Source organism: Streptomyces sp. WM6386, assembly GCF_000972385.1.
Classification (GTDB): Bacteria; Actinomycetota; Actinomycetes; order Streptomycetales; family Streptomycetaceae; genus Streptomyces.
Genome location: NZ_JXTE01000010.1, coordinates 123,350 through 148,919, shown reverse-complemented (window position 1 = coordinate 148,919; position 25,570 = coordinate 123,350). Strand labels below are relative to the sequence as shown.

Below are 25,570 nucleotides of genomic sequence, written 5' to 3'. Positions count from 1 at the left end.
AACCCGCCCCTCGGGCCCGGGCCCGCCTCCAGTCGGCCGCCCGCCGCCGCGAGCCGTTCCGCCAGGCCCTTCAGGCCGGTGCCGGGGGAACTCATCGCACCCACCGCGCCCACCGCAGCCACCGAGCCCATCCCGTTCACCGCACCCACCGCCCCCACCGCACCCACCGCATCCCCCGCACCCACCCCGCACACCGTCCCCCGTCCGTCGTCCGCCACCCGCAGCCGCACCCGTTCCGTCGTCCCCTCCACCGCGATCTCGCACCGTGAAGCCCCGCTGTGCCGTACCGCGTTGGTCACGGCCTCCCGTACGACCCAGCTCAGGAGCGTCTCCGTGTGGGCGGCGAGGGGTGGGCCGGAGTGGCGTACGACGGGTTCGATGGACGCGGCCTCCAGGGCCGAGCGGGCGCGGTCCAGTTCTGTGCTGAGGCTTCCCTCGCGGTAGCCGGTCACCGCCTCGCGGATCTCGGTGAGCGCCTGGCGGCCGACGGACTCGATGTCGGTGATCTGGGCGAGGGCCGCGTCCATGTCGCGGGGGGCCAGACGGCGGGCGGCCTCCGACTTGACCACGATCACGGACAGGGTGTGGCCGAGGAGGTCGTGGAGGTCGCGGGAGAAGCGCAGGCGCTCCTTCTCGACCGCGCGCCGGGCCAGTTCCTCGCGGGCGGCGCGCAGTTCCCGTACCGCCTCGGAGAGGGACAGGATCGCCGCGGTCACCATCGTCGACAGGAAGGTGGCGTATCCGATGTTCACCGCGTCCCAGCCGTCCTGGACCGCGGAGACAGCCACCGCGAGTGCGGTGAGGCCGAGCCCGGTCCGGCCGAGCCAGGGGCCCCGGGTCACGGCGCCCGTGGCCAGTCCGAGCAGGGGGAAGAAGAACAGCCAGTTGCCGCCGTAGCCGATGGCCAGGGCGCAGGTGACCACGCCCATCAGGACGAGCGCGACCCGGGTCGAGCGGGCCTCGCGCTTCTCCTTCACGAAGGCGCGGAAGACCACGTAGATGTAGAGGGAGTTGAAGGTGAACAGGCCCAGGGCGCCCAGCCATGGCTGGGGTGTTCCGGCCTGGAAGATGTTGGAGAAGGCGCCCATTCCCATCAGCAGCCAGGGAAGGAGGGAGAAGCCGGTGGGCGGTGGGCCCGGGTTCTCGACCGGCACGCCGGTCTTGCGGGCGGTGCGCTGGTCGGCCTTGAAGCGTTCCATGTCCGACTTCCAGTCCGCCCGCGCCACCTGCCACGCGTCCATTCGGCACGACGTCTTCCGCAACCAGGACCTGTTTCCGTTCCCCTGTGTCATGGCTCCCACGCTACGAACCCGCCCACGTGCGCGGCAGAGGGACATGTACGTAATCCGGCAGTACAAATGTCATGGGTCCAAGCATCTGACATGCCGTCAGTAGTCTTCACAACTTCTGAGAGCTGGGCTATACAGGGGTCGCCGTACTGGAACGCGTTCTAGAACGAGCGCGGAGGAACGGACCCGTGAACGACCTCGGTGCGGCCGACGGTGCGGACGGCCGCACCGAGGTCTCTCAGCCCCCAGGAGCCCCATGCCCATCGACGCCGCAAAGGCAGTGGCCGCCGAACCCCGGACGGGCGAGATCGCCTGGAACTCCAAGGACGTGCAGCTCTACCACCTCGGCATCGGAGCAGGCGTCCCGGCGACGGACCCGGACGAGCTGCGCTACACCCTCGAGTCCAGGCTGCACGTCCTGCCGAGCTTCGCCACCGTCGCCGGCTCCGGCTCGCCCGGCGTGATCAGCGGTCTGTCCATGCCCGGCATCGAGGTCGACCTCGCCAAGGTCCTGCACGGCGGCCAGGCGCTGACCATCCACCGCCCCCTGCCCGTCGCGGGCACCGCCACCGCCACCGGCCGTATCGCCGCGGTCCACGACAAGGGCAAGGCCGCCGTCCTCGTCATGCGCACCGAAGTCGCCGACGCCGACGGCCCGTTGTGGACCAACGACGCCCAGATCTTCGTACGGGGAGAGGGCGGATGGGGTGGCGACCGAGGGCCGTCGGGGCGCCTCGACCCGCCCTCCGGCGAGCCCGACCGGATCGTCGAGCGGGCCGTCCGCGAGGACCAGGCCCTGCTCTACCGCCTCTCCGGCGACTGGAACCCGCTGCACGCCGACCCCGAGTTCGCCAAGGTCGCCGGGTTCGAGCGGCCCATCCTGCACGGGCTGTGCACCTACGGCATCGCGCTCAAGGCGGTCGTCGACACCGCGCTGGGCGGGGACGTGACGCGGGTGCGGTCCTACGTCACCCGGTTCGCCGGGGTCGTGTACCCGGGGGAGACCCTGCGCATCCGGATGTGGGAACAGCAGGGCGCCGTACGGGTCGCCGTGAGCGCTGTCGAGCGGGACGACGCGCCGGTCCTCGCCGACACCGTCGTCGAACACACCTGAGCACACCAGCCGTTGACCTGAGCACACCAGCCGTTGAGGGGAGCCGCACCATGCGCGCAGCCGTACTGCACGAGATCGGCCAGGACAAGCTGGAGGTCCTCGACGACGTCGAGGCGGTGGGGTTCGGTCCCGGAAGGGTCAGGATCAGGGTGCGGGCCGCGGGGCTGTGCCACTCGGACCTGTCCGGGATGAGCGGCGTGCTGCCGCAGCCCGCGCCCTTCGTCCCCGGTCACGAGGGCGCGGGCGAGATCCTCGAAGTCGGGGACGGTGTCGGCAACTTGAAGGCCGGCGACCGGGTCGTCGTCTGCTGGCTGCCCGCCTGCGGCGCGTGTCCGGCGTGCAAGCGCGGACAGACCGAGCTGTGTCTGGCCGGGTTCATGAACGCCGGCACCCCCAACTTCAGGCGCACCGCCGGAGACGTCTTCGGCATGGCCGGCACCGGCACCTTCACCGAGGAGGTCGTCGTCGACGCGGGCTGCGCGGTGCCGATCCCGGACGACGTGCCCTTCGACATCGCCGCGCTGATCGGCTGCGGAGTCACCACGGGCCTCGGCGCCGCCCTCAACACCGCCGACGTACAGGCCGGTTCGTCCGTCGCCGTCATCGGCTGCGGCGGCGTCGGCATCTCCGCGATCCAGGGCGCCCGGCTCAAGGGCGCGGCGGAGATCGTGGCCGTCGACCCGGTGCTCTCCCGCCGGGAGTCCGCCCTCAAGTTCGGTGCCACCAGGGCCGTTTCCCCCGACGAGCTGGCCGACGCCAAGCAACAGGTCACCGCGGGCGAGGGCTTCGACTACGTCTTCGAGGTCGTCGGCAGGTCCGCCACGGCCCGCACCGCGTACGACAACACCCGGCGCGGCGGCACCCTGGTCGTCGTCGGCGCGGGCGCCATGGACGACAACCTCCAGCTCAACATGTTCGAGCTGTTCTTCGACGAGAAGCGGATCCTGCCGTCCATGTACGGCGGCGGTGACGTCCTGACCTCCTACGAGCGGACCATCGCCCTGTGGCGGGCGGGCCGCGTCGACCTGGCGGGCCTGATCACCCACCGCGTCCCGCTGGCCGACATCAACGAGGCCCTGGACCAGATGCGCACCGGCACCTCGCTGCGCACCTGCATAGAGATCTGAGGAACTCCGGGTATGTCACTGCCACTTGAGGGGCTCTCCGCGATCGTCACCGGCGCCGGACGCGGCCTCGGCCGGGCCGAGGCACTCGAACTCGCCCGGCTCGGCGCCGCCGTCGTCGTCAACGACTACGGGCAGCCCGGCCGGGACGGCTCCGGCGAGGCCTCCGCGGGCCCTGCCGAGGAGGTCGCCGCCGAGATCCGCGCGGCGGGCGGGAAGGCGCTCGCCCACACCGGGGACGTCTCCGACTTCCCACAGGCCCAGCGGCTCGTCCAGTCGGCCGTCGAGGAGTTCGGCAAGCTCGACATCCTCGTCAACAACGCGGGCATCCTGCGCGACCGCATGGTTTTCTCCATGACCGAGCAGGAGTGGGACTCGGTGATCCGGGTCCACCTCAAGGGCCACTTCAACACCACGCGCTTCGCCGCCGCGCACTGGCGGGAGAGGTCCAAGGCGGTCGGCGGGCCGGTGTACGGGCGGATCGTGAACACCTCCTCGGAGGCGTTCCTCGCCGGCTCGGCCGGACAGCCCAACTACGCCGCCGCGAAAGGCGGAATCGTCGGGCTCACCACCTCCACGGCCCTCGCCCTCGCCAAGTACGGCGTCACCGCGAACGCCATCTGTCCGCGCGCCCGTACCCGGATGACCGAGGACGTCTTCGCCGGCTTCGAGCTTCCCGACGCCGGGCTCGATCCACTCGCCCCCGAGCATGTCGCCCCGCTCGTCGGCTACTTGGCCTCACCCGCCGCCGCCCGCGTCAACGGGCAGCTGCTCGTCGTACACGGAGGGATGGTCGTCGTCGTCGAACGGCCGCGGGTGCAGGCCAAGTTCGACAGCAAGCAGGAGACCTTCACGTACGACGAACTGGACGCGCTGCTCACCCCGCACTACGCGGCGCGGCCGCCGGGGGAGACGTTCGCGGCGGCGGAGGTGCTGGGGCTCAAGCGGGAGTAGACACACGGGAGCACATACGGGAGCAGATAGACGGGAGTGGACATACGGAAGGGGTCCGCGTGTCACCCGACACGCGGACCCCTTCGTCGTCGTACCGTCAGGCAGCCTTTTCGGCTTCCTCGACCGGCTTGCGGTGCCGGCCCCGAGGGGCCGAATCGCCGTCGTGAGCCGAGACCTGCCCCCGGTGCCGACCGTGGCCGGACGTCTGCTGGACATCGGTGCGCGGCGGCTGAATCGTGCTTGCGTCGCTCATCGGAAGAACTCACCCCGTCAACATGATCTTTCTAACAGCCGGGCGAGTTTAACCAACCGACCACGGGGCGAATCCAGGCGGCCACGCCAACCGGCACTAGTTCGTTACAAGACCACCCAACGCCGTTTTCCCGAGGCTCTTCGACGCCACTTTCCCGAGCGCCTCCAACGGCGCCTTCCCGAGCGGCACCGGTCTCAGCACCGCGGGCTCCGGAGGATCCGGTTGCGACGGCCCGTCCGGGTCCGACGGCCTCCCCGGCGTCGGCTCGTCGGCCGTCGCGTCCCGGACCGGATCCCCCGGGCCCGCGCCCCCCGTCCTTCCCCCGCCCCCCGGTTCCCCCGTGGGCACCGTCAACTCCGCCACCCCGCACGGCACTTCGTCCGTGGCGTACGGCAGTCGCAGCACCCCGTCCGGTGTCCACAGCCCGGCACCCGTCAACCACCCCATGGGCGCCGCGAGATGGTGCACCTGCCGCCCGTTCGGCCGCCACATGCCGACCCAGCTGCCGACCGGGCCGTCGATCCGCAGCGCCACCGCACAGCTCTCCGGCATCAGCACCTGCCCCGGCTGGACGGCGAACGGTGTCACCGCGCACTCGGGCAGCCGCAGGCTCTCCGGGAAACGCACCGGCAGCGTGCTGCCGAGCACCCCCCAGCCGAGCCGCTCCTCACCGGGCGCGTCCGAGCGGATCAGCAGCAGCCCGCTGTCCGGGTCGGCGAGCAGCAGCCGGTCGTCACTGCCGGCGGCGATCTGCAGCAGCGGCGACACCTCACCGTCCCGCTCCAGATCGACCACGATCGCCTTGGTGCACCCGCCGACCTCCCGGTCGAGGGCCAGCATCCGCCCCGCCCGGTCCAGCCACACCCCGCCCGAACAGCGCCCCGGGATCTCCGCGAGGTGCTCGGGCCCGAAGGCGCCCCCCGCCACCAGCCACACCGCGGTCGAGTGCCGGCCCGCGGCGAGGGCGTACGCCTTCTCGCCCCCTGGCGCGGGCGCCAGCAGCCACAGCCGGGTGCCCTCCTCCGGGCACTCGACCGCCCCGAGCGGCAGCTCACCGGTCGCGGGCCCGGTCGGGTAGATCAGCGAGAAGTTGTGCCGCCCGTCCGCGAACCGCCTGATCAGAACCCGTCCGTCGCCCATCGGCTGCACCTCGGTGCCCGGCTCCTCCGGCTGGTTGCCGGGCAGCGGTACCGCGTACGGCTCGGGGCCGTCCAGTGTCCAGCGCTCCGGGAACCAGGAGTCGCCGTCCAGCGTGAGGCGGGCGGCGTACGCGCCGTCCGCGGTGATCGTGCAGCCAGCCTGCGGCGTACCGTCCTCGTCCGCCGCCGTGGGCTCGATCGCACAGGCCGTCATCGTTCGGTCACCTCCGGCCACGAAGCTAGTTTTCGCACGCACGGACGTGGGACGAGCCGACGGCCACTTCACACAAAGGGGTGGCCCAGGAACGATTCGCCTGAGGAAAACGGGACGATTGTGCTGGGCGGGGTCATCGGGAGCCGGACCGGTACATCGGCACAGACCAGCCAGGTAGCCTTTGCCCCGTGCCCCGTCTGTCTGAAGTCATCACCGCGCTGGAGAACCTGTGGCCCGCCGAGCGGGCCGAGTCCTGGGACGCGGTCGGCACCGTCGTGGGCGACCCCGACCAGGAGGTCACGCGGGTCCTGTTCGCCGTCGACCCGGTCCAGGAGATCGTCGACGAGGCGGTGAAGCTGGGCGCCGACCTGCTGGTCACCCACCACCCGCTCTATCTGCGCGGTACGACGACGGTCGCGGCGACCCACTTCAAGGGCCGCGTCGTCCACACCCTCATCAAGAACGACATCGCCCTGCACGTGGCGCACACGAACGCGGACACGGCGGACCCCGGCGTGAGCGACGCGCTCGCGGGCGCGCTGGACCTTCGGGTCGTACGACCGCTCGTGCCGGACCCGACCGACTCGTCGGGCCGTCGAGGCCTGGGCCGGATCTGCGAGCTGGACCACCCGCTGCCGCTGAAGGACTTCGCCGCCCGGGCCGCCGCCCGGCTCCCCGCCACCGCGCAGGGCATCCGCGTCGCCGGCGACCCCGAGGCGGTCGTCCGCACGGTCGCCGTCAGCGGCGGCTCCGGCGACAGCCTCTTCGACGTCGTCCGCGCCGCGGGCGTCGACGCCTTCCTCACCGCGGACCTCCGCCACCACCCGGCAGCGGAATTCATGGCGGATCGCGCCCAAACGCCTCTCGCGCTGCTCGACGCGGCGCACTGGGCCACCGAATGGCCCTGGTGCGAGCTGGCCGCGACCCAGCTCGACGAGATCTCCGACCGCCACGGATGGGGCCTGCGGGTCCACGTCTCCAAGACGGTCACCGACCCCTGGACCGCCCACGCGGCGTCCGCCCACCCGTCGCCCGCCGCCACCCTTCCCACGAGCGCTCCGCGCCCCCCTTCTTCTTCCACCGACTCACTGGGAGCCCCCAACTGAACGCCGCGCCCGCCGACCAGATCCGTCTCCTCGAGGTCCAGGGCCTCGACGTCCGCCTCCAGCAGCTCGCGCACAAGCGCAAGTCGCTGCCCGAGCACGCCGAGATCGAGTCGCTGACCAAGGACCACACCCAGCTGCGTGACCTGCTGGTCGCCGCGCAGACCGAGGAGAGCGACACCGCCCGCGAGCAGACCAAGGCCGAGCAGGACGTGGACCAGGTGCGTCAGCGCGCCACCCGCGACCAGCAGCGTCTGGACTCCGGGGCCGTCACCTCCCCGAAGGACCTGGAGAACCTCCAGCGCGAGATCACCTCCCTCGCCAAGCGCCAGGGCGACCTGGAGGACATCGTCCTGGAAGTCATGGAGCGCCGGGAGTCCGCGCAGGAGCGGGTCGTCGAGCTGACCGAGCGGGTCGGCGCGGTGCAGGGCAAGGTCGACGACGCGACGGCCCGCCGGGAGGCCGCGTTCGAGGGCATCGACAACGAGGTCGCCACCGTCACCAAGGAGCGCGAGGTCATCGCGGGCACGATCCCCGCGGACCTGCTCAAGCTCTACGACAAGCTGCGCGAGCAGCAGGGCGGCATCGGTGCGGCGAAGCTGTACCAGCGGACCTGCCAGGGCTGCCGCCAGGAGCTGGCGATCACCGACATCAACGAGATCCGCGCGGCCGCGCCGGACACGGTCGTCCGCTGCGAGAACTGCCGCCGCATCCTGGTGCGTACGTCCGAGTCCGGTCTGTAAGGGCCTGAGGGCCAGGTAAGGGGCGTTACGCGTGCGGGAGTTCATCGTCGAGGCCGACGGCGGGTCCCGGGGCAACCCCGGGCCCGCGGGCTACGGCTCCGTGGTCATCGACGCGGCGACCGGCGAGACGCTGATGGAGCGGGCCGAGTTCATCGGCGTCGCGACCAACAACGTCGCCGAGTACCGGGGCCTGCTGGCCGGCCTGCGCGCCGCGCACGAACTGGACCCCGCCGCCTCCGTCCACGTCCGCATGGACTCCAAGCTCGTCGTCGAGCAGATGTCGGGCCGCTGGAAGATCAAGCACCCGGACATGAAGCCGCTCGCGATGGAGGCGGGGCGGGTGTATCCGGCGGACCAGGTGACGTACGAGTGGATCCCGCGGGAGAGCAACAAGCACGCGGACCGGCTCGCGAACGAGGCGATGGATGCGGGGAAGAGGGGGGAGCAGTGGACTGCGTCGGCTTCTACGGCGGAGCTGGACGCGGCCGCCTCTTCTTCCCGCCGCGGAGCGGTGGAGTTCTCGGGCGGCGGAGCCGCTGAGGCTGGGGCGGGTGTGGTGGCTGGGGCGGCGGGGGACGCGGTGGCTGGGGCGGCGAAGGTGCGTGCGGCGTTGGGTTCTGCTTCTGCCGGTGCTTCCCGCTCTGCCTCTTCTGCGTCTTCTGCCTCTTCTGCGTCTTCTGCCTCTTCCGCGTCTTCCCCCGGCGGCTCTTCCCGCCGCGGAGCGGTGGAGTTCTCGGGTGGCGGAGCCGCCGCGGCTGAGGCTGATGTGCGTGCCGCGAAGGTGGTGGCCAGTCCTGGGTGGGCGCCGGCCGACATGGGGGCGCCCGCGACGTTTGTGCTGCTGCGGCACGGGGAGACGCCGTTGACGCCTCAGAAGCGGTTCTCCGGTAGTGGAGGGACCGATCCGTCCCTGTCCGACGTCGGGCGTGAGCAGGCCGAGCGGGTCGCCGCCGCCCTTGCCCGGCGTGGCACGGTCCAGGAGATCCTCGCCTCGCCCCTCACCCGTACCCGGGAGACCGCCGCCGCCGTGGCCGAGCGGCTCGGGCTCGAGGTGACCGTCGAGGACGGGCTCCGGGAGACCGACTTCGGGGCGTGGGAGGGGCTCACCTTCGCCGAGGTACGGGAGCGCTATCCCGACGACCTCAACACCTGGCTCTCCGACCCGGACGCCGAACCCACCGGCGGCGGTGAGAGCTTCGCGGCCACGGCCACCCGTATCGCGGCGACGAGGGACAAGCTGGTCGCGGCGTACGCGGGACGTACGGTCCTGCTCGTCACGCATGTCACGCCGATCAAGACGTTCGTACGACTCGCGCTCGGCGCCCCGCCGGAGTCCCTGTTCCGCATGGAACTGTCGGCCGCGTCCCTGTCCGCCGTGGCGTACTACGCCGACGGCAACGCGAGCGTGCGGCTCTTCAACGACACGTCCCACCTGCGCCCCTGAGCCCCGACGCCGCGCGGGCCAGCCCTTCGATCCGGTCCCAGTCCCGCGCGGCGACCGCATCCGCGGGCAGCATCCAAGTCCCGCCCACGCAACCGACGTTGGGCAGGGACAGATACTCCGGCGCGTTGGCCGGGCCGATACCCCCCGTAGGGCAGAACCGCGCCTGAGGCAGCGGCCCGGCCAGCGACTTCAGATACGCCGTCCCGCCCGCCGCCTGCGCCGGGAAGAACTTCATCTCCCGCACCCCGCGCTCCAGCAACGCCACGACCTCCGACGCCGTGGACACCCCCGGCAGGAACGGCACCCCGGACGCCCGCATCGCGGTCAGCAGTACGTCCGTCCAGCCCGGGCTGACCAGAAACCGCGCCCCGGCCCGCACGCACTGCGCCACCTGCTCCGGCGTCACGACCGTCCCCGCCCCGACCACCGCGCCCGGCACACCCTCGGCGATGGCCCGGATCGCCTCCAACGCGACCGGCGTCCGCAAGGTCACCTCGATCGCCGGCAGCCCTCCGGCGACCAGTGCCCGCGCCAACGGCACGGCATCGGAGGCGTCCTCGATGACGACGACGGGCACGACGGGCGCGAGGTCGAGCACGGAGGCGTACGGCGAGGAGGGCAGCGGAGAGGAGGGCGGCGGCGAGGTCATGGCCTCATCGTGCCCACGGGAAGCGGTAGCTGCAACGAGCGTTGCAGATGCTGCAACCGTCAGTGGATCTCGTCCACGAGAACGTCCAGCGTCCAGGCCTTCCCGGGCCCCTTCGGCGGCGCCACCTCCACCACGTACCCGAGGTCCCGCAGTGCCTCCACCAGCTCGGAGGGCCCCGCCGGCGCGATGCCCGCCGACAGCAGACTCCGTACGATCCGCCCCTTCGTCGCCTTGTTGAAGTGGCTGACCACCTTCCGCGTCGGCGCGTGCAGCACCCGCACACTCGCCGTCCGCCCGGCCACCTCACCCTTCGGCTTCCAGGCCGCCGCGTACGCCGAGGACCGCAGATCCAGCACCAGCCCGTCCCCCGCGGCCTCGGGAAGCGCCGCCGCCATCGGCGTACGCCAGTGCGCGCCCAGCGCTCCGAGGCCGGGCAGCTTCACGCCCATGGAGCACCGGTACGAGGGGATCCTGTCGGCGACCCCGACGGCACCCCACAGCCCCGAGAACACGAGAAGCTGACGGGCGGCCCGCCTCTTGGCGGCCGTGTCGAGGGAGGACAGCTCCAGGGCGTCGTACAGCACACCGGTGTAGATCTCCCCGGCGGGCCGCGCCCCGGCGGTCCGCAGCTCGGTGTTCTTGCCGACCTCGCCCCGCAGCCCCTCGCTCAGCCCCAGCACCTCGCGCGCCTTGCCCTCGTCACCGGCGCACAGCTCGACGAGCTCGCCGAGAACGGCCTCACGGGCCTCCGTCAGCCCCGGCAGCGACAACGACTCCAGCTTCAGCGGGGCGCCACGACCGGAGGAGGCCTTGCCTTCGGACGGCGGCAGCAGGACAAGCACGGGCGGGATCTCCTTCGACAGCGGCGTTCTGCGGTGGCTGTAGATCCTGTACAGCTCTGCGACAGCGTACGGCGTGCTCCTCGGGGTTCCCGGCCCTACGCTCGCTGTATGCCCCGCCGCCACATCCGCGTGACCGGCGCCCCCGAAGCCCCCCTCCGGGCCGCCCTCACAGCGCTGCGCACCGAACTGGGGGTGCCGCAGGCCTACCCGCCGGGGGCCTTGGCGGACGCCGAGACACCTCCCGTACTCCCGTCGTACGACGCCACCGACATCCCCCTGTTCACGATCGACCCGCCCGCCTCCACCGACCTCGACCAGGCGATGCACCTCTCCCGCCAGGGCACCGGCTACCGCGTCCGGTACGCCATCGCGGACGTCGCCGCCTTCGTCGCCCCCGGATCGGCCCTCGACGCGGAGACACACCGCCGCGTGATGACCCTCTACTTCCCGGACGAGAAGGTCCCCCTGCACCCCGTCTCCCTCAGCGAGGGCGCGGCCAGTCTGCTCCCCGACCGGCCGCGCCCGGCCGCCCTGTGGACGATCGACCTCGACGCGGACGGCCGTACCGTCGCCGTCGACGTACGCCGCGCCCTGGTCCGCAGCCGGGCCAAGCTGAACTACGAGGGCGTACAGAAGGAGATCGACTCGAAGACGGCCGAGGAGCCACTGGCGCTGCTGGAGGTGATCGGACGGCTGCGGGAGGAGCTCGAGGTCGAGCGGGGCGGGATCTCGCTGAACGTCCCCGAACAGGAGATCGTCGAGCGGAACGGGACGTACGAACTGACCTACCGCGCCCCGCTCCCCGCCGACGGCTGGAACGCCCAGATCTCCCTCCTGACCGGGATGGCGGCGGCGGACCTGATGCTGGCGCACGGCACCGGCGTCCTGCGCACCCTCCCCGCCGCCCCCGACGGCGCGGTCGGCCGGCTGCGTCGCACGGCCCATGCCCTGCACATCGACTGGCCGCACCACGTGTCGTACGCGGCGCTGGTCCGTTCCCTGGACCCGCATGTCCCGCACCACGCGGCGTTCCTCCAGGAGTGCACGACGCTGCTGCGGGGCGCGGGCTACACGGTCTTCAGGGACGGCGTACTGCCCGACATCACCACCCACTCGGCGGTGGCCGCGCCCTACGCCCACTGCACGGCACCACTGCGCCGCCTGGCCGACCGGTACGCGTCGGAGATCTGCCTCGCGGCGATGGCGGGGGAGCCGGTGCCCGACTGGGTCCTGGCCGCTTTCGATGCGCTGCCCCGTGAAATGACCGAGGGCGGCCGGCGCGCGGGCGCGGTCGAACGGGCGTGCGTGGACATCGTCGAGGCGGCCCTGCTGAAGGACCGGGTGGGGGAGGTGTTCGACGGGTGCGTGGTGGAGGTCGAGGAGCGTCGACCGACGGTGGGCGTGGTGCAGTTGGAGTCACCGGCGGTGATCGGACGGGTCGAGGGCACCGGCCTGTCCTTGGGCGAGCGGCTGCGGGTCCGCCTCACACAGGCCGACCCGGAACCCGCTCCGACCGTGCGTTTCGTGCCTGCGTGACCGCGCGTACGAACTCGCCGGGTTCGTCGGCGTGGAAGCGGACGAGGTGGATCTGCTTCGGGCGCCCGAGGAAGGTGAAGTGGCGGACCGGCTGGGCCAGTTCGAGGGTGACGGTGGTCCGTGCGCCCATGGCGAGGTCGAGTTCGCCGTCGGCGCGGTGGTGGGTGGCGCGCAACTCGCGCCGTACGTCGGCTATTTGGTGCAGCGGTATGCGCAGGTCGACGTGCGCGGCGCGGCGGATCCGGAGGGAGTCGGCGTCGAGCACGTGGGGCCGTACGACGTTGGCCGCGTGCATGCCGACGACGAGGACGACGGTGTAGACGTCCAGGACGAGGACGGGCGTGTGCACGGCGGGCAGATCCCGCAGCAGCACGGACATCGTCACCGACTCGATCACGCACACGAACGCGAACCCGAACATCAACGGCCCCTCGCCACGGGCGTATCCGAATTCCTGTCCGTGCCGGGGCTGGTGCGTACGCCGGGCCATCCACAGCGCGAGGCTGACGAACAGCCGCAGTTCATGCCGTACGAGGGCGGAGGCCGCTGTCCTCATGTCTCCTCCGTGAGGATGCGCATGGCACGACGGATGGCCTCCGCCTGGGCCGGGGCGAAGTCGGCGTAGAAGGCGCGCAGGAAGCTGCTGCCGTGGTCCAGGGAGACGGCTTCGGGGAGCAGTTCTCGCGGTGTGCTCTCGGCGAGCTTGCGGGCGGCGTCGTCCACGCGAGGATCGTCGACCGGCGCATCGGCGAGCGCGTCGAGCAGCGCGTACGCCTCGTTGGCCTTGGCCACCCCTTCGGGCGAGGCGAGCACGGAGTTCACCGCCGACAGCATCCGCTCCCGCTCCTGCGGACCCGCGGCGGCCTCGATGAGGGCGAGCACCTCACGGTCCTTGGCGGCCATGGGGGAGTCGGACAAGGGGGCCATCTCACTGAACAGCGCGGCGAGTTCGGGGGAGACGGGTCCTTCGGCGGGCAGCTCGTCGGCGTCCAGCAGCGCCCGCAGCCGTACCCGCCGCTCCCGGATCGCCGCCTCCTGCCGGGCGAGATCCTCGTCCAGCTCCTGGAGGATCTCCGTGAGCTCTTTCTCCGTGTCATCGGCCAGCACGTCCCGCACCTCCGCGAGCCCCAGCCCCAACTCGGTCAGCCGCCGGATCCGCGCGAGTACGACGGCGTGCCGCAGGGTGTAGTTCCGGTACCCGTTGCCCAGCCGCTCCGGCTCCGGCAACAGCCCCTGATGGTGGTAGTGCCGCACGGCCCGCGTGGTGACGCCGACGGCCGCGGCGAGTTCTCCGATCCGCATGGGATCAGTAGAGACGTTGACGCTGCGGCAGGGTCAAGTGTGCGGTTCGGCGTGCCTGACGGTGGCAGGGATCGTGTGCCACGATCGAGGGAACGGTTTCCGATCTCATGGACAGGTGATCTTCCGATGTCCCAGTCTGGCGAGCGACCGAAGGAGGGGCGTGACATGACAGCCATGGCTCATGAGCCGTTCACGCGCGCAGAGGTCCTGCTGGAGGGCTTTCTCGCCCTGGACACCCCCGAGGGTTTCCGGGCCGAGCTGATCGAGGGGGAGATCGTTGTGACGCCGCCGCCGGACGGGGACCACGAGGACTACATCAGCCTGACCATGAAGCAGGTGATCAGGCGGTCCCGGACAGACATGGATTTCTCCGGAAACAAGGGGCTGAAGCTGCAGAGCGGGGGCGGCTGCCCGAAGGACCACGTGATCCCGGACGGCACCTTCGCCCCCACGGAACTTCGGCTCTACCGGGGCGCCGACTCCTGGATGCCCTGCGACGGCGTCGCCATGGTGCTGGAGGTGACCTCCACCAAGCCCAAGGCCGACCGTGAGGCCAAGCGCCGGTGCTATGCCCGCGGCGGCATCCCCCTCTATCTGCTCGTCGACCGCGAAGCATCCTCGATCACGCTGTTCAGCGACCCGGAGAACGACGACTACCGCGAGCACTGCACCCGCCCCTTGGGCAAGCCGCTCACGCTCCCTGAACCGTTCGCCTTCGAACTGGATACAGCGGACTTTCTCTGAGCATCCCGGCGTTGCACCCTGAGGACGACGGACAGGGGGCGGCGCGTGGAGCAGGCACTGTGGACCAGGGCGAGGCTGGGCCGCTGTGGCCCGCGCCTGGATCTCCTGACGGCCCGCTTCGACAAACATGTCTACGCCCCGCACGCCCACGACGAGTTCACGGTCGGCGTCTGCGTCGCCGGCTCCGAGGTCATCGACTACCGCGGCGGCCACATCCGCACGGGCCCGGGCTCCATCGTCGTCCTGGCCCCCGGCGAGGTGCACACGGGCGGCCCCGGCAACGCGACCGACGGCTACGCGTACCGCGCGCTGTACGCGGAGACCTCGCTGCTGACGGAGGGAACGCTGGGCGGCGTCCCGCACTTCCGCGAGCCACTGATCGACGACCCCGAACTGGCCTCGGCGATCCTGCTCACCCACACCGAACTGGGCGCCCGCCCCGACCCCCTGGAGACCGAGTCCCGCCTCCCCTGGCTGCTCACGGCCCTGGCCCGCCGCCACTCCACGGCCCGGGCCACGACGGACACGATCCCGGGCGCGGACCGGATCGCTCTCCTCGTACGGGACCGCCTGGCCGACGAACTCCTGGACCCCCCGTCACTGGCGGCGCTGGCCGCGGAACTGGGCCTGTCCCGCTACCAGTTGCTCCGTGCCTTCCGTACGACGATGGGGCTGCCCCCGTACGCCTGGCTGGCCCAGTACCGCGTCACCCGCGCCCGCCGCCTCCTGGACACGGGCCTGCGGCCGGCGGAGGTCGCGTCACTCGTCGGCTTCGCGGACCAGGCGCACCTCACCCGCTGGTTCCGCCGCGTCCTCGGCGTGACCCCGGCGGCGTACCGCAACAGCGTTCAAGACCTCAGGCCCTGATCCGGCCCAAGGTGTGCGTATGACTGCACGCGGCTGGTTCCTGTTCTCCCTGATGGGAGTGGTCTGGGGCATCCCCTATCTGATGATCAAGGTGGCGGTGGAGGCCCCGCTGTCCCCGTCCTTCGTGGTGTTCACGCGCTGCGCGCTGGGCGCGGCGCTGTTGCTGCCGTTCGCGGTGAAGGGCCTGGGCGGGACGGTCAGGCGGGCCTGGAAGCCGATGCTGGCCTTCGCGTGCATAGAGATCATCGGCCCGTGGTTCACGCTCACGGACGCGGAACGGCATCTGTCCAGCTCGACGGCGGGTCTGCTGATCGCCGGGGTGCCGATCGTGGGAGTGGCACTGGCCCGCTTCTTCGGGGACACGGAGCGGTTGGGGGCGAGGCGGGTGACGGGCCTGGGGTTGGGCCTGACGGGGGTGGGAGTCCTGACGGTCCCGCACCTGACGGGAGGGGACGCTCGCTCGCTGGCGGAGCTACTGGTCACGGTCGTGGGCTACGCGACGGCCCCACTGATCGCGGCACGCCACCTTCGGAATGTCCCGTCCCTGCAGCTCACGGCGTCCTGCCTGGGACTGGCGGCGCTGGTGTACGCAACGCCGGCCGCGATGACCTGGCCGTCCACGGCGCCCTCGCCCACTGTCCTGCTGGCCCTGGCGGGCCTGGGCGTGATCTGCACGGCGGTGGCCTTCGTCGCCTTCCTGGAGCTGATCAAGGAGGTGGGCCCGACGAGGTCGACGGTGATCACGTACGTCAACCCGGCGGTGGCGGTGGCGGCGGGAGCGCTGTTCCTGGACGAGAAGCTGACGGTAGGGGGCGGGGCTTCATTTGCCCTGATCCTGGCGGGCTCGGTCCTAGCGACAGCGGCCGGTCCTGCGAGGGATGAGGGCCCGGTACCATGGTCGACACGGCAGACGAGCCGGGCGGACGGCCGCGTGGAGTCCCCTTGACGGGGGCTTCCCGAGGAACGTCCGGGCTCCACAGGGCAAGGTGGTGGCTAACGGCCACCCGGGGTGACCCGCGGGACAGTGCCACAGAAAACAGACCGCCGGGGACCTCGGTCCTCGGTAAGGGTGAAACGGTGGTGTAAGAGACCACCAGTGCCCAGGGTGACCTGGGCAGCTAGGTAAACCCCACCTGGAGCAAGGTCAAAAGGAGCGCCGTAAAAAGCGCTCTGCGGAGACGTTCGAGGGCTGCCCGCCCGAGTCCCCGGGTAGACCGCACGAGGCCGGTGGCAACACCGGCCCTAGATGGATGGCCGTCTCCCCGACCGCCGCGAGGCGGCCGGGTGACAGAACCCGGCGTACAGCCCGACTCGTCTGCTTGTTTGGCCCTCACCTGGGATTTCCCCGGGGCAGGGTCGTTTTGCGTCGATTGGGGTGTGCCCGGCTGAGCTGCGGCGTTCCCAGGAGTTCCCGTTTGGTTGCGCAAGCGATGTGCAATGGGCGTGACCGAGAAGCCGGGGCAGGAGAGCTGCGGATCCTGAGGTGGCGGGCGCAACGGGGGCTGACGGTGCGGCACATCTGAAGCGGACATCCGCTGTGGGCGCCCGGCGCTACGATCGACCTGTGATTACGGGCGAACTCAAGAGCAAGGTCGACCGCGTCTGGGACGCGTTCTGGACCGGCGGTATCTCCAACCCCCTCGAGGTGATGGAGCAGATCACCTATCTGCTCTTCATCAAGCGCCTCGACGAACTCCAGACCGTCAAGGACCGCAAGGCGAACCGCATCGGAGAGCCCGACCCGGACCCCTTCTTCGGGTCTGACGAGCAGGACCTGCGCTGGCAGAACTTCAAGGACCGCGACCCCGAGCTCGCGTACCAGCTGGTCTCCGAAGGCGTCTTCCCCTATCTCCGCCGCATGGGCGGCGACGACTCCACGTACGCCCACCATATGCGCGATGCCCGCTTCACGATCCCGTCGCCCAACCTCCTTGCCAAGGTCGTCGACATCCTCGACGGCCTCCCGATGGACCGCAGCGACGTCAAGGGCGACGTCTACGAGTACCTGCTCGCCAAAATCGCTTCGGCTGGCCAGAACGGCCAGTTCCGCACCCCGCGCCACATCATCGACCTCATGGTTGAGATGACTCAGCCGCGCCCCGGCGACGAGATTTGCGACCCGGCCTGCGGCACGGCTGGCTTCCTCGTCCAGTCCGCGTCCTACGTCAAGCGCGAACACCGCGAGGAACTCCTCGACGTCGCCCAGCGCCGCCACTTCAACGCTTCGATGTTCCACGGCTTCGACTTCGACTCGACCATGCTCCGCATCGGCTCGATGAACATGCTCCTGCACGGCATCGAGAACCCGGACATCCGCTACCGCGACTCATTGTCGGAGTCCGCGTCCCCCGAGTCCGAGCGCTACTCGCTCATCCTCGCCAACCCGCCTTTCGCAGGCAGCCTCGACTACGAGCAGACGGCCGTCGACCTCCTCCGCGTCGTCAAGACCAAGAAGACCGAGCTGCTCTTCCTCGCCCTCTTCCTGAAGCTCCTCAAGCCAGGTGGCCGTGCCGCCGTCATCGTCCCCGACGGTGTCCTCTTCGGCTCGACCAAGGCCCACAAGGAACTCCGCCGCATGCTGGTCGAAGACCAGAAGCTGGACGCCGTGGTGAAACTCCCCTCAGGCGTCTTCAAGCCCTACGCCGGAGTCTCCACCGCCATCCTCTTCTTCACCCGCACCGACTCCGGCGGTACAGACAACGTCTGGTTCTACGACGTCCAGGCCGACGGCATGTCCCTGGACGACAAGCGCAACCTCCTCCTCCCGGAGGAAAAGTTCGGCGTCCGCCCGACCGAGTCCCTGACAGGGGCCGACCACGCCAAGAACAACCTCCCGGACACCCTCGCCCGTTGGTTCGCCCGCGACACTACGGAACGCGAGCGGCCGCGCACGGCCCAGTCCTTCACGGTTCCAAAGGCGGACATCGCAGCGCAAAGCTATGACCTTTCACTGAACCGATACAAGGAAATCATCCACGAGGAAATCGAGACCCGGGAACCGCTGGACATCCTGGTCGACATTGAGCGCCTCGGTGAGGAGATCGCCAAGGGTGTCGAGGAATTGAAGGGGATGCTGGCATGAAGGCATGGGGACATGCAGCGCTTGGGGATATCTGCACGGTGCAGTCGGGCGGCACGCCTTCGAGGTCAGTCCCCGAATTCTTCATTGGGGAAATTCCATGGGTAAAAATCGGTGACATGCTTCAAGGCGTGGTGACGGATACCGAGGAGAAGATCAGCGAATCTGCGATTGCGGGAAGCTCGGCCAAAGTATTTCCCGCTGGCACCGTGCTTATCTCTATCTTTGCGACAATCGGGCGAACTGCAACGCTGGGTGTAGATGCGGCAACAAATCAGGCTATTGCAGGGTTGGTCCCGCGTGATTCGCGGCAGTTGAGTTCGTCGTATCTGCGACGGTACCTCGATAGCGTTGTTGCGGAGCTGGAACGCCAGGCCAGCGGCGTCGCTCAATTGAACATCAACTCCACAATTCTGAAGGCGCTTAAGGTTCCGCTCCCCTCTCTTCCCGAACAGGAACGCATCGCCGCCCTCCTTGACCACGTCGACGCCCTCCGTGCCAAGCGTCGCCAAGCTGTTGCTCTGCTGGATGACCTCGCTAGCGCAGTTTTCGCTGAGTTGGTAGGTGCCGCGATTGCGAATTCCATTGAAAACTCGGTTCCGCTCTCGAATGTATCTGTGATTTCTTCTGGTATCACCAAGGGGCGCAAGGTTCCAGCGGGGCCACTTCGAAAGGTCCCGTACCTTGCGGTGGCGAATGTTCAGGACCGCAGGTTGGATCTTTCAGTCCTCAAGGAGATCGATGTTTCCGAGTCTGAGGTATCTCGCTTCTCTCTTCTAGAAGATGACCTTCTTCTAACGGAAGGGGGAGATCCGGATAAATTGGGGCGGGGTACGCTGTGGGCTGGAGAGCTTCCGCTCTGTTTGCATCAGAACCATGTTTTCAAGGTTCGTATTTCTCGGAGTGATCTGATCGATCCCGTCTATTTGAAGTGGGTAGTCTCGTCGAGTTATGGAAAGCAGTACTTTCTCCGCGTTGCGAAGCAGACCACTGGTATCGCGTCGATCAACAAGACGCAACTGAGCGCTTTCCCGCTTCCTGTTGTCGAGATTTCTACGCAACGTGAGTTCCGTAGGCGCGTAGGTGCGATTGAGGCACAGCAAGCTGCACATCTTGCCCACCTCGCCACCCTCGATGAACTCTTCACCTGCCTCCAACAGCGTGTTTTCGCTGGCCAGGTCTGGGATCATGAAGTCGCGTAACTTGCACCACACCTCTGTCCCGGCCTAGCTCGCGACACCGCAGCCAGGTCCGGAACACCGCACCAAACCCGGCTGCCCCAACTCAGGGGGACAGGGGGAGCCCTAGGAGGCCGCCGGGCCCGCAGCACCACGTCAGCCGCGACCGTTCGCTCATGAAAATCGTGTCGCGCACATGGTGGTGGGGGCGCCGGGCCATTGTTGGTCCGGCGCCCCCACCACTGCCGCGCAGAAACCAAAGGGGAGAGGGGATCAGGAAGCGACCATGCACGGCAACGCGAGCAATGAGAACCAGGGCAACGGCAACAACGGAACGGGACAGCGGGGACCGATACCCCCCAAGCCCCGCGACCCCCGCCTGGCCCGCCCTGCTAACCAGCAGCCCACCTCTACGTCCCGCGCCCAGGCCGCCGCCTCCAACGCAGCTGCCGCCGCCTCCAACTTCGGCTTCCTCGAAGTCGCCTGGCCGGCCCTCTACCACGAGGCCCGCCAAGCAGAACGCTTCGCCTACGCTGACCCTCGCGCCTCCTGCTTCTACTCCCGGCGCGTGCTCGAACTCGCCGTCCACTGGATGTACGACAACGACACCTCCAGCCTCCGCGAGCCGTACAAGAAGGACCTCGCTGCCCACCTTCACGAGGCCACCTTCAAACAGCTCGTCGGCCCGGCCGTGGCGACCAAAATGGACCTGGTGCGCCGCCTCGGCAACGACGCCGTGCACAAGTCCGCGCCTGTCTCGCCCACCAGCGCGCTCACCGCACTCCGCGAGCTCTTCCACTCCCTTTACTGGGTCGCCCGCACCTACACCCGCCAGCCCGAGCACCGTCCTGCCCCCGCTCTCGACTTTGACACGGCCGCCGTACCCCGCCCTCTCTCGCCCCAGGCCCGCCTCAAGAAGCAGGCCGAGCTCAAGGCCGAGGCCGAGGCGGATGCCCGTCGTTACAAGCAGCAGGCCAAGGAGCTGGAGAGGGTCCTCGAGGAGAATGACGCCCGAGCCCGCGAGATCGCCGACTTGCGCCGTCAGATCGAACTCGCCAAGCGGGCCAACACGCAGATCCAGGACACCCACGACTACGACGAGCAGGCCACCCGCGACGCCTTCATCGACATCCTCCTCAAGGAGGCCGGCTGGACCGTTGGTGCCAGCGACTGCACCACCGAATATTCCATCGCCGGCATGCAGACCGCTTCCGGCAACGGCCGCGCCGACTACGTCCTGTGGAGCGATGACGGTAAACCGCTTGCTGTCGTCGAAGCCAAGCGCACTCGTCGCGACCCCCGCGACGGCCAGCAGCAGGCCAAGCTCTACGCCGATGCCCTCGAAGCCACGTACAACCGCCGCCCGGTAATTTTCTTCACCAACGGCTACGAGACCCATATTTGGGATGACTGGAACAAGAACCAGTCCAGCGGCTACCCCCCTCGCCCGATCTCCGGCTTCCTCACCAAGGAACAGCTCCTCTGGCGCATCCAGCAGCGCGCCTTGCGCCGCTCCCTCACCACCTACCCCACCGACCTGAACATCGCCGGCCGCCCCTACCAGCTCCGCGCCATCAAGCGTGTCGGCGAGACCTTCGATCGCGAGCGGATGCGCCAGGCCCTCCTCGTCATGGCCACCGGCACCGGTAAGACCCGTACCACCGTCGCCCTCGTCGACCAGCTCTCCAAGGCGGGCTGGGCCAAGAACGTCCTCTTCCTGGCCGACCGTGAAGCCCTCGTCGTCCAGGCGACGAAGGCGTTCAAGGAACACCTGCCGAACACTCCAGTCGCCAGCCTCCTGGACGACAAGAACGCCTCCGCCCGCGTCTTTGTGTCCACGTACCAGACGATGATGAACCAGATCGACGTCACCGACTCCGCAGGCCGCCGCCGCTTCGGACCCGGGCACTTCGACCTCATCGTCATCGACGAGGCCCACCGCTCCGTCTACGCCAAGTACGGCGAGATCTTCAACTACTTCGACTCGCTCCTCCTTGGCCTCACCGCTACTCCTAAGGACGAGATCGACCGCAACACCTACAAGCTGTTCCAGCTGGAGGACGGTGTCCCCACCGACTCCTACGGCCTGGACGAAGCCGTCGCCGACGGCTACCTAGTGCCGCCGCGCGCGGTGAAGGTCCCCCTTAAGATCATGGAACACGGCATTCGGTACGCAGAGCTCTCAGAGGAGGAGCGCGCCGAATGGGACGCCAAGGAATGGACTGAGGACGGTCAGGTCCCCGACGCTGTCGGCCGTGGCGACATTAACAAGTACGTCTTTAACGAGGACACCGTTGACAAGATGCTCGAGGTCCTGGTCACGCAGGGCCACCGCGTCCAGGGCGGTGACCGCCTCGGCAAGACCATCATCTTCGCCAAGAACAACGAACACGCCCACTTCATAGAGGCGCGTTACAACGCGAACTATCCCCAGGGCGCGGGCCACACCGCCCGCGTGATCACCTACAAGGAGACGTACCGTCAGACCCTGATCGAGGACTTCTCCAACCCTGCCAAAGACCCGGACATCGCGATCTCGGTCGACATGTTGGACACCGGTATCGACGTTCCCGAGGTCGTCAACCTGGTCTTCGCCAAGGCGGTCTTCTCCAAGACCAAGTTCTGGCAGATGATCGGCCGGGGTACTCGCTTGCGCCCCGCCCTTTTCGGCCCGGACGAGACAGACCCCGCCCAGGCCAAGCAGGACTTCCGGGTTTTCGATTTCTGCGGCAACATCGACTTCTTCAACAGTGAGATCGCCGGTACCGAAGGCCGCCAGACGGCTTCCCTCACAGAACGTATTCTCTCCACCCAGCTCGACCTTCTGCGCAGCCTGGACCGCCGGATCCAGCCCGACCCCACCCGCGACGGCGGCCCGGACGACATCGGCACCGAGCACGCCGTCCGCTGGGCCCTCGCCCACCGCCTGAACGGCGTCATCAACGGCATGAGCCCGGACAACTTCCTGGTCCGCCCGCACCGCCGCGCCGTTGAGGTCTACGCCGACTTCACCACCTGGCACCGCATTGACGACGACGCCGACGCAGAGATCCGCGAGAAGTTGATCAAGCTACCTAGCGCCTACGACCCGGACGCGGACGACCGTCGCGAGGATGCGAAGCGCTTCGACCTCATGGCTTTTCGGCTCCAACTCGCTGCTCTCGAAGGCGGCAAGGAATTCACTAAGCTCCGGCAGAAGATCATGGACATCGCGGACGACCTGCTGGGCAAGACCAACATTCCGGCCGTCGCCGAACACGCTGGCCTGCTCGACGGCCTCGCCGGGGACGAATGGTGGCAGGACGCGACCCTCCCCATGCTGGAGGATATGCGACGCAAGGTCCGTGGCATCGCTGGCCTGGTCGACCCCAAGGCCAAGCGCAAGATCGTCTATACCGACTTCGAGGACGAACTCGGCGAGATCACGGAGGCCGAACTCCGTGGCATGCCCGTCGGCACCGACGAACAGCGCTTTCGCCAGAAGGCCCGCGCTTATCTCCTCCGCCACGATGACCACCCTTCGGTCCGCAAGCTCCGCAATGTCGAGCAGATCACCGCCGAGGACCTGGCCGCCCTGGAGGAGGTCTTCCTTGCCGAAGGCATCGCGTCCCCCGAGGACCTTGATGAAGTGCGTGGAGCCCCTGGGCTTGGCCTCTTCGTTCGGGGCCTCTGCGGCCTCGACCGCCGGGCGACCCAGCTGGTGTTCGCCGACTTCATCGGCGAACACCAGCTCACCCCTCCACAGATCGACTTCGTAGAGTTGATCATCGATGTGGTAGTCAAACGGGGCTTCCTGCATAACAAAGACCTGTACGAAGGTCCCTTCCTCGACCGTGCCCCCGGTGGTCCCGACGATCTCTTCGACGACGAGCAGATCGACGGCCTCTTCGTTGCGTTCATGCATCTACGCAGTACCGCTCAGCCCAGTGCATTGGCAGCGTAGGGAAGAGAGGGCCAGACTCCGGAAGTGATCGGCAGCGTCCCCCTTCGACCTGGCGGACAATCCCGACCTCTTGATGACTGACGAACATTTGGAGGCTCGGCAACCTATTGCGGTTGCCGAGCCTCATCGGCGTTGTTCGGGCTCGCATCTGGCCATGCGGAAGGTCGCAGTCCCACCGTAGGAACGGGAGGGCCGTGGAGGGATGAGCCCGACGTTTGCTGACTACTGAGGTTTTCGGTTCGGGGTGACGTCATGGCGGTGTCGTGATCAGCCGAGTTCCGGCAATGAAGCCGTCGAGCAGGTCGTGCCGGTACTGCATGCGTTTGAGGCGGGTGCCGACCAGTCCGGCCAGGTCATCGATACTGCATGGGGCCAGATTGCCCAGGCTGTTCTTGAGGTGCGCCCACGCGCCTTCGGCAGGGTTGAGGTCGGGACTGTAGGTCGGGAAACGGAAGACGGTCAGCCACGGCCGTTTCCCGATCAGCTCCCGCATGGTGGCGTCGACGTGATGGCTGTAGTTGTCCCACACCAGCACGATGTTGCCGCCGAGCTGCTGGTGGGCGGCGTCCAGCAGCGAGGCGAAGTCCCTCTCCCGAAACCCCTTCTTTTCACCTTTGCGGCCGTGGTGCACCAGCACCCGGAAGATCAGCCGAGTGCGGCGGCCGGCCTTGCGGCAGACCACACCGGCCAGGGAGATGCGTCCCGAGCCCGCGGCCCTGACGCTGACGCAGGGCGTGTGACCGCGTGGGGACCAGGTCCGTGCTTTCGGCGGCCGGAGCATCTGGCCCGACTCGTCCGCGAAGCACAGCCACGCGTCCTGGTCCCTCACCGTCTTTCCACCCGTGGCCAGGGTGTCCTTGATCCAGCCGGTCACGGCGTCCTCGTCGCGTTCGGCGGCCCGGCGGGCCGGGACCTGCACCGTCCAGCCCATCTGGTGCATGATGCGCCAGGTCTGCGCCGGGCTGAAGCGGACATGGAAGTGTCGCGCGATCACCGTGGAGATCCGGTCCAGCGTCCACCGCTGGTCTTCCACCCAGCCGTGTGCGGCCGGCCCCTTCTCCAACTCGAGGGCCAGCCACTCGCGCCAGCCAGGCTTCATCCGGGATGGCTGCCCCGGCGGGCCTTTGGACCGAAGGGCCTCCGCGCCGCCCTCTCGCCAGCGGGCATGCCAGGCATAGGCGGACTTTCGAGAGACCCGTAACCGCCTTGCGATCTGCGGCGGCAGCACTCCTTGAGCGAACAACTCGGCGGCCTCGAACCGCACTTGCTCCCGCTGAGCCCGCTGTTTCGCGGTCAGGCCACCCCCATCGGGATACCGCATGACACAGGGATACACCCACCCACGAGATCACCGTCACCCTAGGCCGAAAACCTCAGTAGTTGGGCAGTCCCGGTGTGGGCGGCAGAGGGTCCGCGACGAACCACCCTCGCTGCGGAACGGCGTACACCCAGCCTTCCTCGGCCAGCAGGCCAAGGCCTCGCCGGACGGTCGTCCGTGCGATTCCGTACCGCTGTACGAGTTGGGCTTCGCTCGGCAGCATCCGTCCAGGCTGCCAGTCTCCGCGCTGGATCTGCGCACGCAGAATCTCGGCCAGCTGCCGGTAGGGGGTCAGCGGTGCACCGTGATCGATCTCGGCGTCAGGGTTCATGGAGTCGACGCTAAGCAAAGGAGGTGATAGATGCTCTTTGAGATACGTCTCGCTACGAGTCGATACAAGGCGATACCATGAGGCTCAAAGAAACGCCCCGGCGGGAAGGGTGAGAGCTTCCGTGCCGGGGCTGAGCCGACTACGTAGGAGTCGACCTATGCGCAGCCTACTGGCCGCGATCCTGAGCCTCTTTCTGCCTGCCCACGGTGCGCACCGCGCCACCGGAAGGCCACCATCCATCTCCTCCTTGGCGCCTGCCCCGGCGCGCCATCCCGCCTCGGCCGCCCGGCGAACCTGGGCATACCCCGCGGATATCGTCCTCGCCGACGGCCTCCCCCTCGTCCGCCCCTACCTCGCCGTATGGGAACGCGAGCGAGGCGAACAAGACCACAGGCGCCTCCAGC

The 25,570-nt window shown here is 68.9% G+C and carries 20 protein-coding genes, 1 other RNA gene and 1 pseudogene; 14 read left to right on the top strand and 8 right to left on the bottom strand.

The genetic code is table 11. The annotated features are described in order from the left end of the window. A partial coding sequence (locus TN53_RS09045; RefSeq protein WP_052745157.1) for a sensor histidine kinase occupies positions 1 to 1,241 on the bottom strand: 1,241 nt, incomplete at its 3' end. 304 nt (positions 1,242 to 1,545) lie between these two features. Here TN53_RS09045 and TN53_RS09040 point away from each other — a divergent pair. From TN53_RS09040 to TN53_RS09030, 3 genes are read left to right on the top strand one after another with little or no spacing between them, the layout of a single operon-like run. Next, a complete protein-coding gene (locus TN53_RS09040; RefSeq protein WP_046257897.1) occupies positions 1,546 to 2,403 on the top strand; it encodes a MaoC/PaaZ C-terminal domain-containing protein in 858 nt (285 codons plus the stop codon). A gap of 50 nt (positions 2,404 to 2,453) precedes the next feature. After that, the gene (locus tag TN53_RS09035; RefSeq protein ID WP_046257896.1) at positions 2,454 to 3,530 is read left to right on the top strand and encodes a Zn-dependent alcohol dehydrogenase; all 1,077 of its coding nucleotides are present in this window, start codon (positions 2,454 to 2,456) and stop codon (positions 3,528 to 3,530) included. Between the two features lie 12 nt (positions 3,531 to 3,542). Further along, a complete protein-coding gene (locus tag TN53_RS09030) occupies positions 3,543 to 4,481 on the top strand; it encodes a 3-oxoacyl-ACP reductase (RefSeq protein ID WP_046257895.1) in 939 nt (312 codons plus the stop codon). 349 nt (positions 4,482 to 4,830) lie between these two features. On the opposite strand, the gene TN53_RS09025 is transcribed toward TN53_RS09030, so the two are convergent. Continuing rightward, on the bottom strand, positions 4,831 to 6,087 hold the full coding sequence (locus TN53_RS09025) for a hypothetical protein (protein WP_046257894.1): 1,257 nt from the start codon (positions 6,085 to 6,087) through the stop codon (positions 4,831 to 4,833). Positions 6,088 to 6,275: 188 nt separating this feature from the next. Here TN53_RS09025 and TN53_RS09020 point away from each other — a divergent pair, with 188 nt between their 5' ends. The 3 genes from TN53_RS09020 to TN53_RS09010 are packed head-to-tail and all read left to right on the top strand — an operon-like array spanning position 6,276 to position 9,377. Beyond that, positions 6,276 to 7,193: a Nif3-like dinuclear metal center hexameric protein gene (locus tag TN53_RS09020; RefSeq protein WP_046257893.1), complete on the top strand. Its 918-nt coding sequence runs from the start codon at positions 6,276 to 6,278 to the stop codon at positions 7,191 to 7,193. Beyond that, entirely contained in the window at positions 7,190 to 7,933 is a 744-nt protein-coding gene (locus TN53_RS09015; protein WP_046257916.1) for a zinc ribbon domain-containing protein, read from the top strand. The genes TN53_RS09020 and TN53_RS09015 overlap by 4 nt, the downstream gene beginning before the upstream one ends. A 31-nt stretch (positions 7,934 to 7,964) precedes the next feature. Beyond that, positions 7,965 to 9,377: a bifunctional RNase H/acid phosphatase gene (locus tag TN53_RS09010; protein ID WP_046257892.1), complete on the top strand. Its 1,413-nt coding sequence runs from the start codon at positions 7,965 to 7,967 to the stop codon at positions 9,375 to 9,377. Here TN53_RS09010 and TN53_RS09005 read toward each other — a convergent pair. After that, positions 9,349 to 10,026, bottom strand: coding sequence for a bifunctional 4-hydroxy-2-oxoglutarate aldolase/2-dehydro-3-deoxy-phosphogluconate aldolase (locus TN53_RS09005; RefSeq protein ID WP_046257891.1), 678 nt, complete (start codon positions 10,024 to 10,026; stop codon positions 9,349 to 9,351). The two genes, TN53_RS09010 and TN53_RS09005, sit on opposite strands and share 29 nt — an antisense overlap. A 59-nt stretch (positions 10,027 to 10,085) precedes the next feature. Next, positions 10,086 to 10,868 (bottom strand): peroxide stress protein YaaA, encoded by a 783-nt coding sequence (gene yaaA / locus TN53_RS09000; protein ID WP_046257890.1) that lies wholly within the window; start codon positions 10,866 to 10,868, stop codon positions 10,086 to 10,088. Between the two features lie 108 nt (positions 10,869 to 10,976). On the opposite strand from yaaA, the gene TN53_RS08995 reads away from it, so the two are divergent. Continuing rightward, positions 10,977 to 12,404, top strand: coding sequence for an RNB domain-containing ribonuclease (locus TN53_RS08995; protein WP_046257889.1), 1,428 nt, complete (start codon positions 10,977 to 10,979; stop codon positions 12,402 to 12,404). Here TN53_RS08995 and TN53_RS08990 read toward each other — a convergent pair. Together TN53_RS08990 and TN53_RS08985 are read right to left on the bottom strand one after the other, a co-directional pair. After that, entirely contained in the window at positions 12,352 to 12,960 is a 609-nt protein-coding gene (locus TN53_RS08990; RefSeq protein ID WP_046257888.1) for a hypothetical protein, read from the bottom strand. The two genes, TN53_RS08995 and TN53_RS08990, sit on opposite strands and share 53 nt — an antisense overlap. Beyond that, on the bottom strand, positions 12,957 to 13,706 hold the full coding sequence (locus TN53_RS08985; protein WP_046257887.1) for a MerR family transcriptional regulator: 750 nt from the start codon (positions 13,704 to 13,706) through the stop codon (positions 12,957 to 12,959). The genes TN53_RS08990 and TN53_RS08985 overlap by 4 nt, the downstream gene beginning before the upstream one ends. Positions 13,707 to 13,871: 165 nt before the next feature. Between TN53_RS08985 and TN53_RS08980 the strand changes: the two genes are divergently transcribed. The 7 genes and pseudogenes from TN53_RS08980 (at position 13,872) to TN53_RS08960 (ending at position 23,517) form a co-directional block, all read left to right on the top strand. Beyond that, positions 13,872 to 14,450 (top strand): Uma2 family endonuclease, encoded by a 579-nt coding sequence (locus TN53_RS08980; protein ID WP_046257886.1) that lies wholly within the window; start codon positions 13,872 to 13,874, stop codon positions 14,448 to 14,450. A gap of 45 nt (positions 14,451 to 14,495) precedes the next feature. Continuing rightward, positions 14,496 to 15,317 (top strand): AraC family transcriptional regulator, encoded by an 822-nt coding sequence (locus TN53_RS08975; protein WP_046257885.1) that lies wholly within the window; start codon positions 14,496 to 14,498, stop codon positions 15,315 to 15,317. A gap of 19 nt (positions 15,318 to 15,336) precedes the next feature. After that, positions 15,337 to 16,161: pseudogene (locus tag TN53_RS49485) on the top strand (DMT family transporter); the annotation flags it as partial. 67 nt (positions 16,162 to 16,228) lie between these two features. Beyond that, an RNA gene (rnpB, locus tag TN53_RS44020) (RNase P RNA component class A) lies at positions 16,229 to 16,635 on the top strand. 246 nt (positions 16,636 to 16,881) lie between these two features. Then, complete coding sequence (locus TN53_RS08965; protein ID WP_046257883.1) at positions 16,882 to 18,399, top strand: type I restriction-modification system subunit M; 1,518 nt, start codon at positions 16,882 to 16,884, stop codon at positions 18,397 to 18,399. After that, positions 18,396 to 19,598, top strand: coding sequence for a restriction endonuclease subunit S (locus tag TN53_RS44785; RefSeq protein WP_095046381.1), 1,203 nt, complete (start codon positions 18,396 to 18,398; stop codon positions 19,596 to 19,598). The genes TN53_RS08965 and TN53_RS44785 overlap by 4 nt, the downstream gene beginning before the upstream one ends. Positions 19,599 to 19,860: 262 nt before the next feature. Beyond that, positions 19,861 to 23,517: a DEAD/DEAH box helicase family protein gene (locus TN53_RS08960; protein WP_095046380.1), complete on the top strand. Its 3,657-nt coding sequence runs from the start codon at positions 19,861 to 19,863 to the stop codon at positions 23,515 to 23,517. 250 nt (positions 23,518 to 23,767) lie between these two features. Here TN53_RS08960 and TN53_RS44780 read toward each other — a convergent pair whose 3' ends face one another. After that, positions 23,768 to 24,838, bottom strand: coding sequence for an IS630 family transposase (locus TN53_RS44780; RefSeq protein ID WP_095046379.1), 1,071 nt, complete (start codon positions 24,836 to 24,838; stop codon positions 23,768 to 23,770). A gap of 52 nt (positions 24,839 to 24,890) precedes the next feature. After that, entirely contained in the window at positions 24,891 to 25,166 is a 276-nt protein-coding gene (locus tag TN53_RS08950) for a GntR family transcriptional regulator (protein ID WP_046257882.1), read from the bottom strand. Between the last annotated feature and the right edge of the window lie 404 nt (positions 25,167 to 25,570).

What these genes read in the sequence shown, in the direction of transcription:
- TN53_RS09040 (WP_046257897.1), top strand. Translation starts at nt 1,546, where the DNA reads ATGCCCATCGACGCCGCAAAGGCAGTGGCCGCCGAACCCCGGACGGGC.
- TN53_RS09035 (WP_046257896.1), top strand. Translation starts at nt 2,454, where the DNA reads ATGCGCGCAGCCGTACTGCACGAGATCGGCCAGGACAAGCTGGAGGTC.
- TN53_RS09030 (WP_046257895.1), top strand. Translation starts at nt 3,543, where the DNA reads ATGTCACTGCCACTTGAGGGGCTCTCCGCGATCGTCACCGGCGCCGGA.
- TN53_RS09025 (WP_046257894.1), bottom strand. Translation starts at nt 6,087, where the DNA reads ATGACGGCCTGTGCGATCGAGCCCACGGCGGCGGACGAGGACGGTACG.
- TN53_RS09005 (WP_046257891.1), bottom strand. Translation starts at nt 10,026, where the DNA reads ATGACCTCGCCGCCGCCCTCCTCTCCGCTGCCCTCCTCGCCGTACGCC.
- TN53_RS08995 (WP_046257889.1), top strand. Translation starts at nt 10,977, where the DNA reads ATGCCCCGCCGCCACATCCGCGTGACCGGCGCCCCCGAAGCCCCCCTC.
- TN53_RS08990 (WP_046257888.1), bottom strand. Translation starts at nt 12,960, where the DNA reads ATGAGGACAGCGGCCTCCGCCCTCGTACGGCATGAACTGCGGCTGTTC.
- TN53_RS08985 (WP_046257887.1), bottom strand. Translation starts at nt 13,706, where the DNA reads ATGCGGATCGGAGAACTCGCCGCGGCCGTCGGCGTCACCACGCGGGCC.
- TN53_RS08980 (WP_046257886.1), top strand. Translation starts at nt 13,872, where the DNA reads ATGACAGCCATGGCTCATGAGCCGTTCACGCGCGCAGAGGTCCTGCTG.
- TN53_RS44785 (WP_095046381.1), top strand. Translation starts at nt 18,396, where the DNA reads ATGAAGGCATGGGGACATGCAGCGCTTGGGGATATCTGCACGGTGCAG.
- TN53_RS08960 (WP_095046380.1), top strand. Translation starts at nt 19,861, where the DNA reads ATGCACGGCAACGCGAGCAATGAGAACCAGGGCAACGGCAACAACGGA.
- TN53_RS44780 (WP_095046379.1), bottom strand. Translation starts at nt 24,838, where the DNA reads ATGCGGTATCCCGATGGGGGTGGCCTGACCGCGAAACAGCGGGCTCAG.
- TN53_RS08950 (WP_046257882.1), bottom strand. Translation starts at nt 25,166, where the DNA reads ATGAACCCTGACGCCGAGATCGATCACGGTGCACCGCTGACCCCCTAC.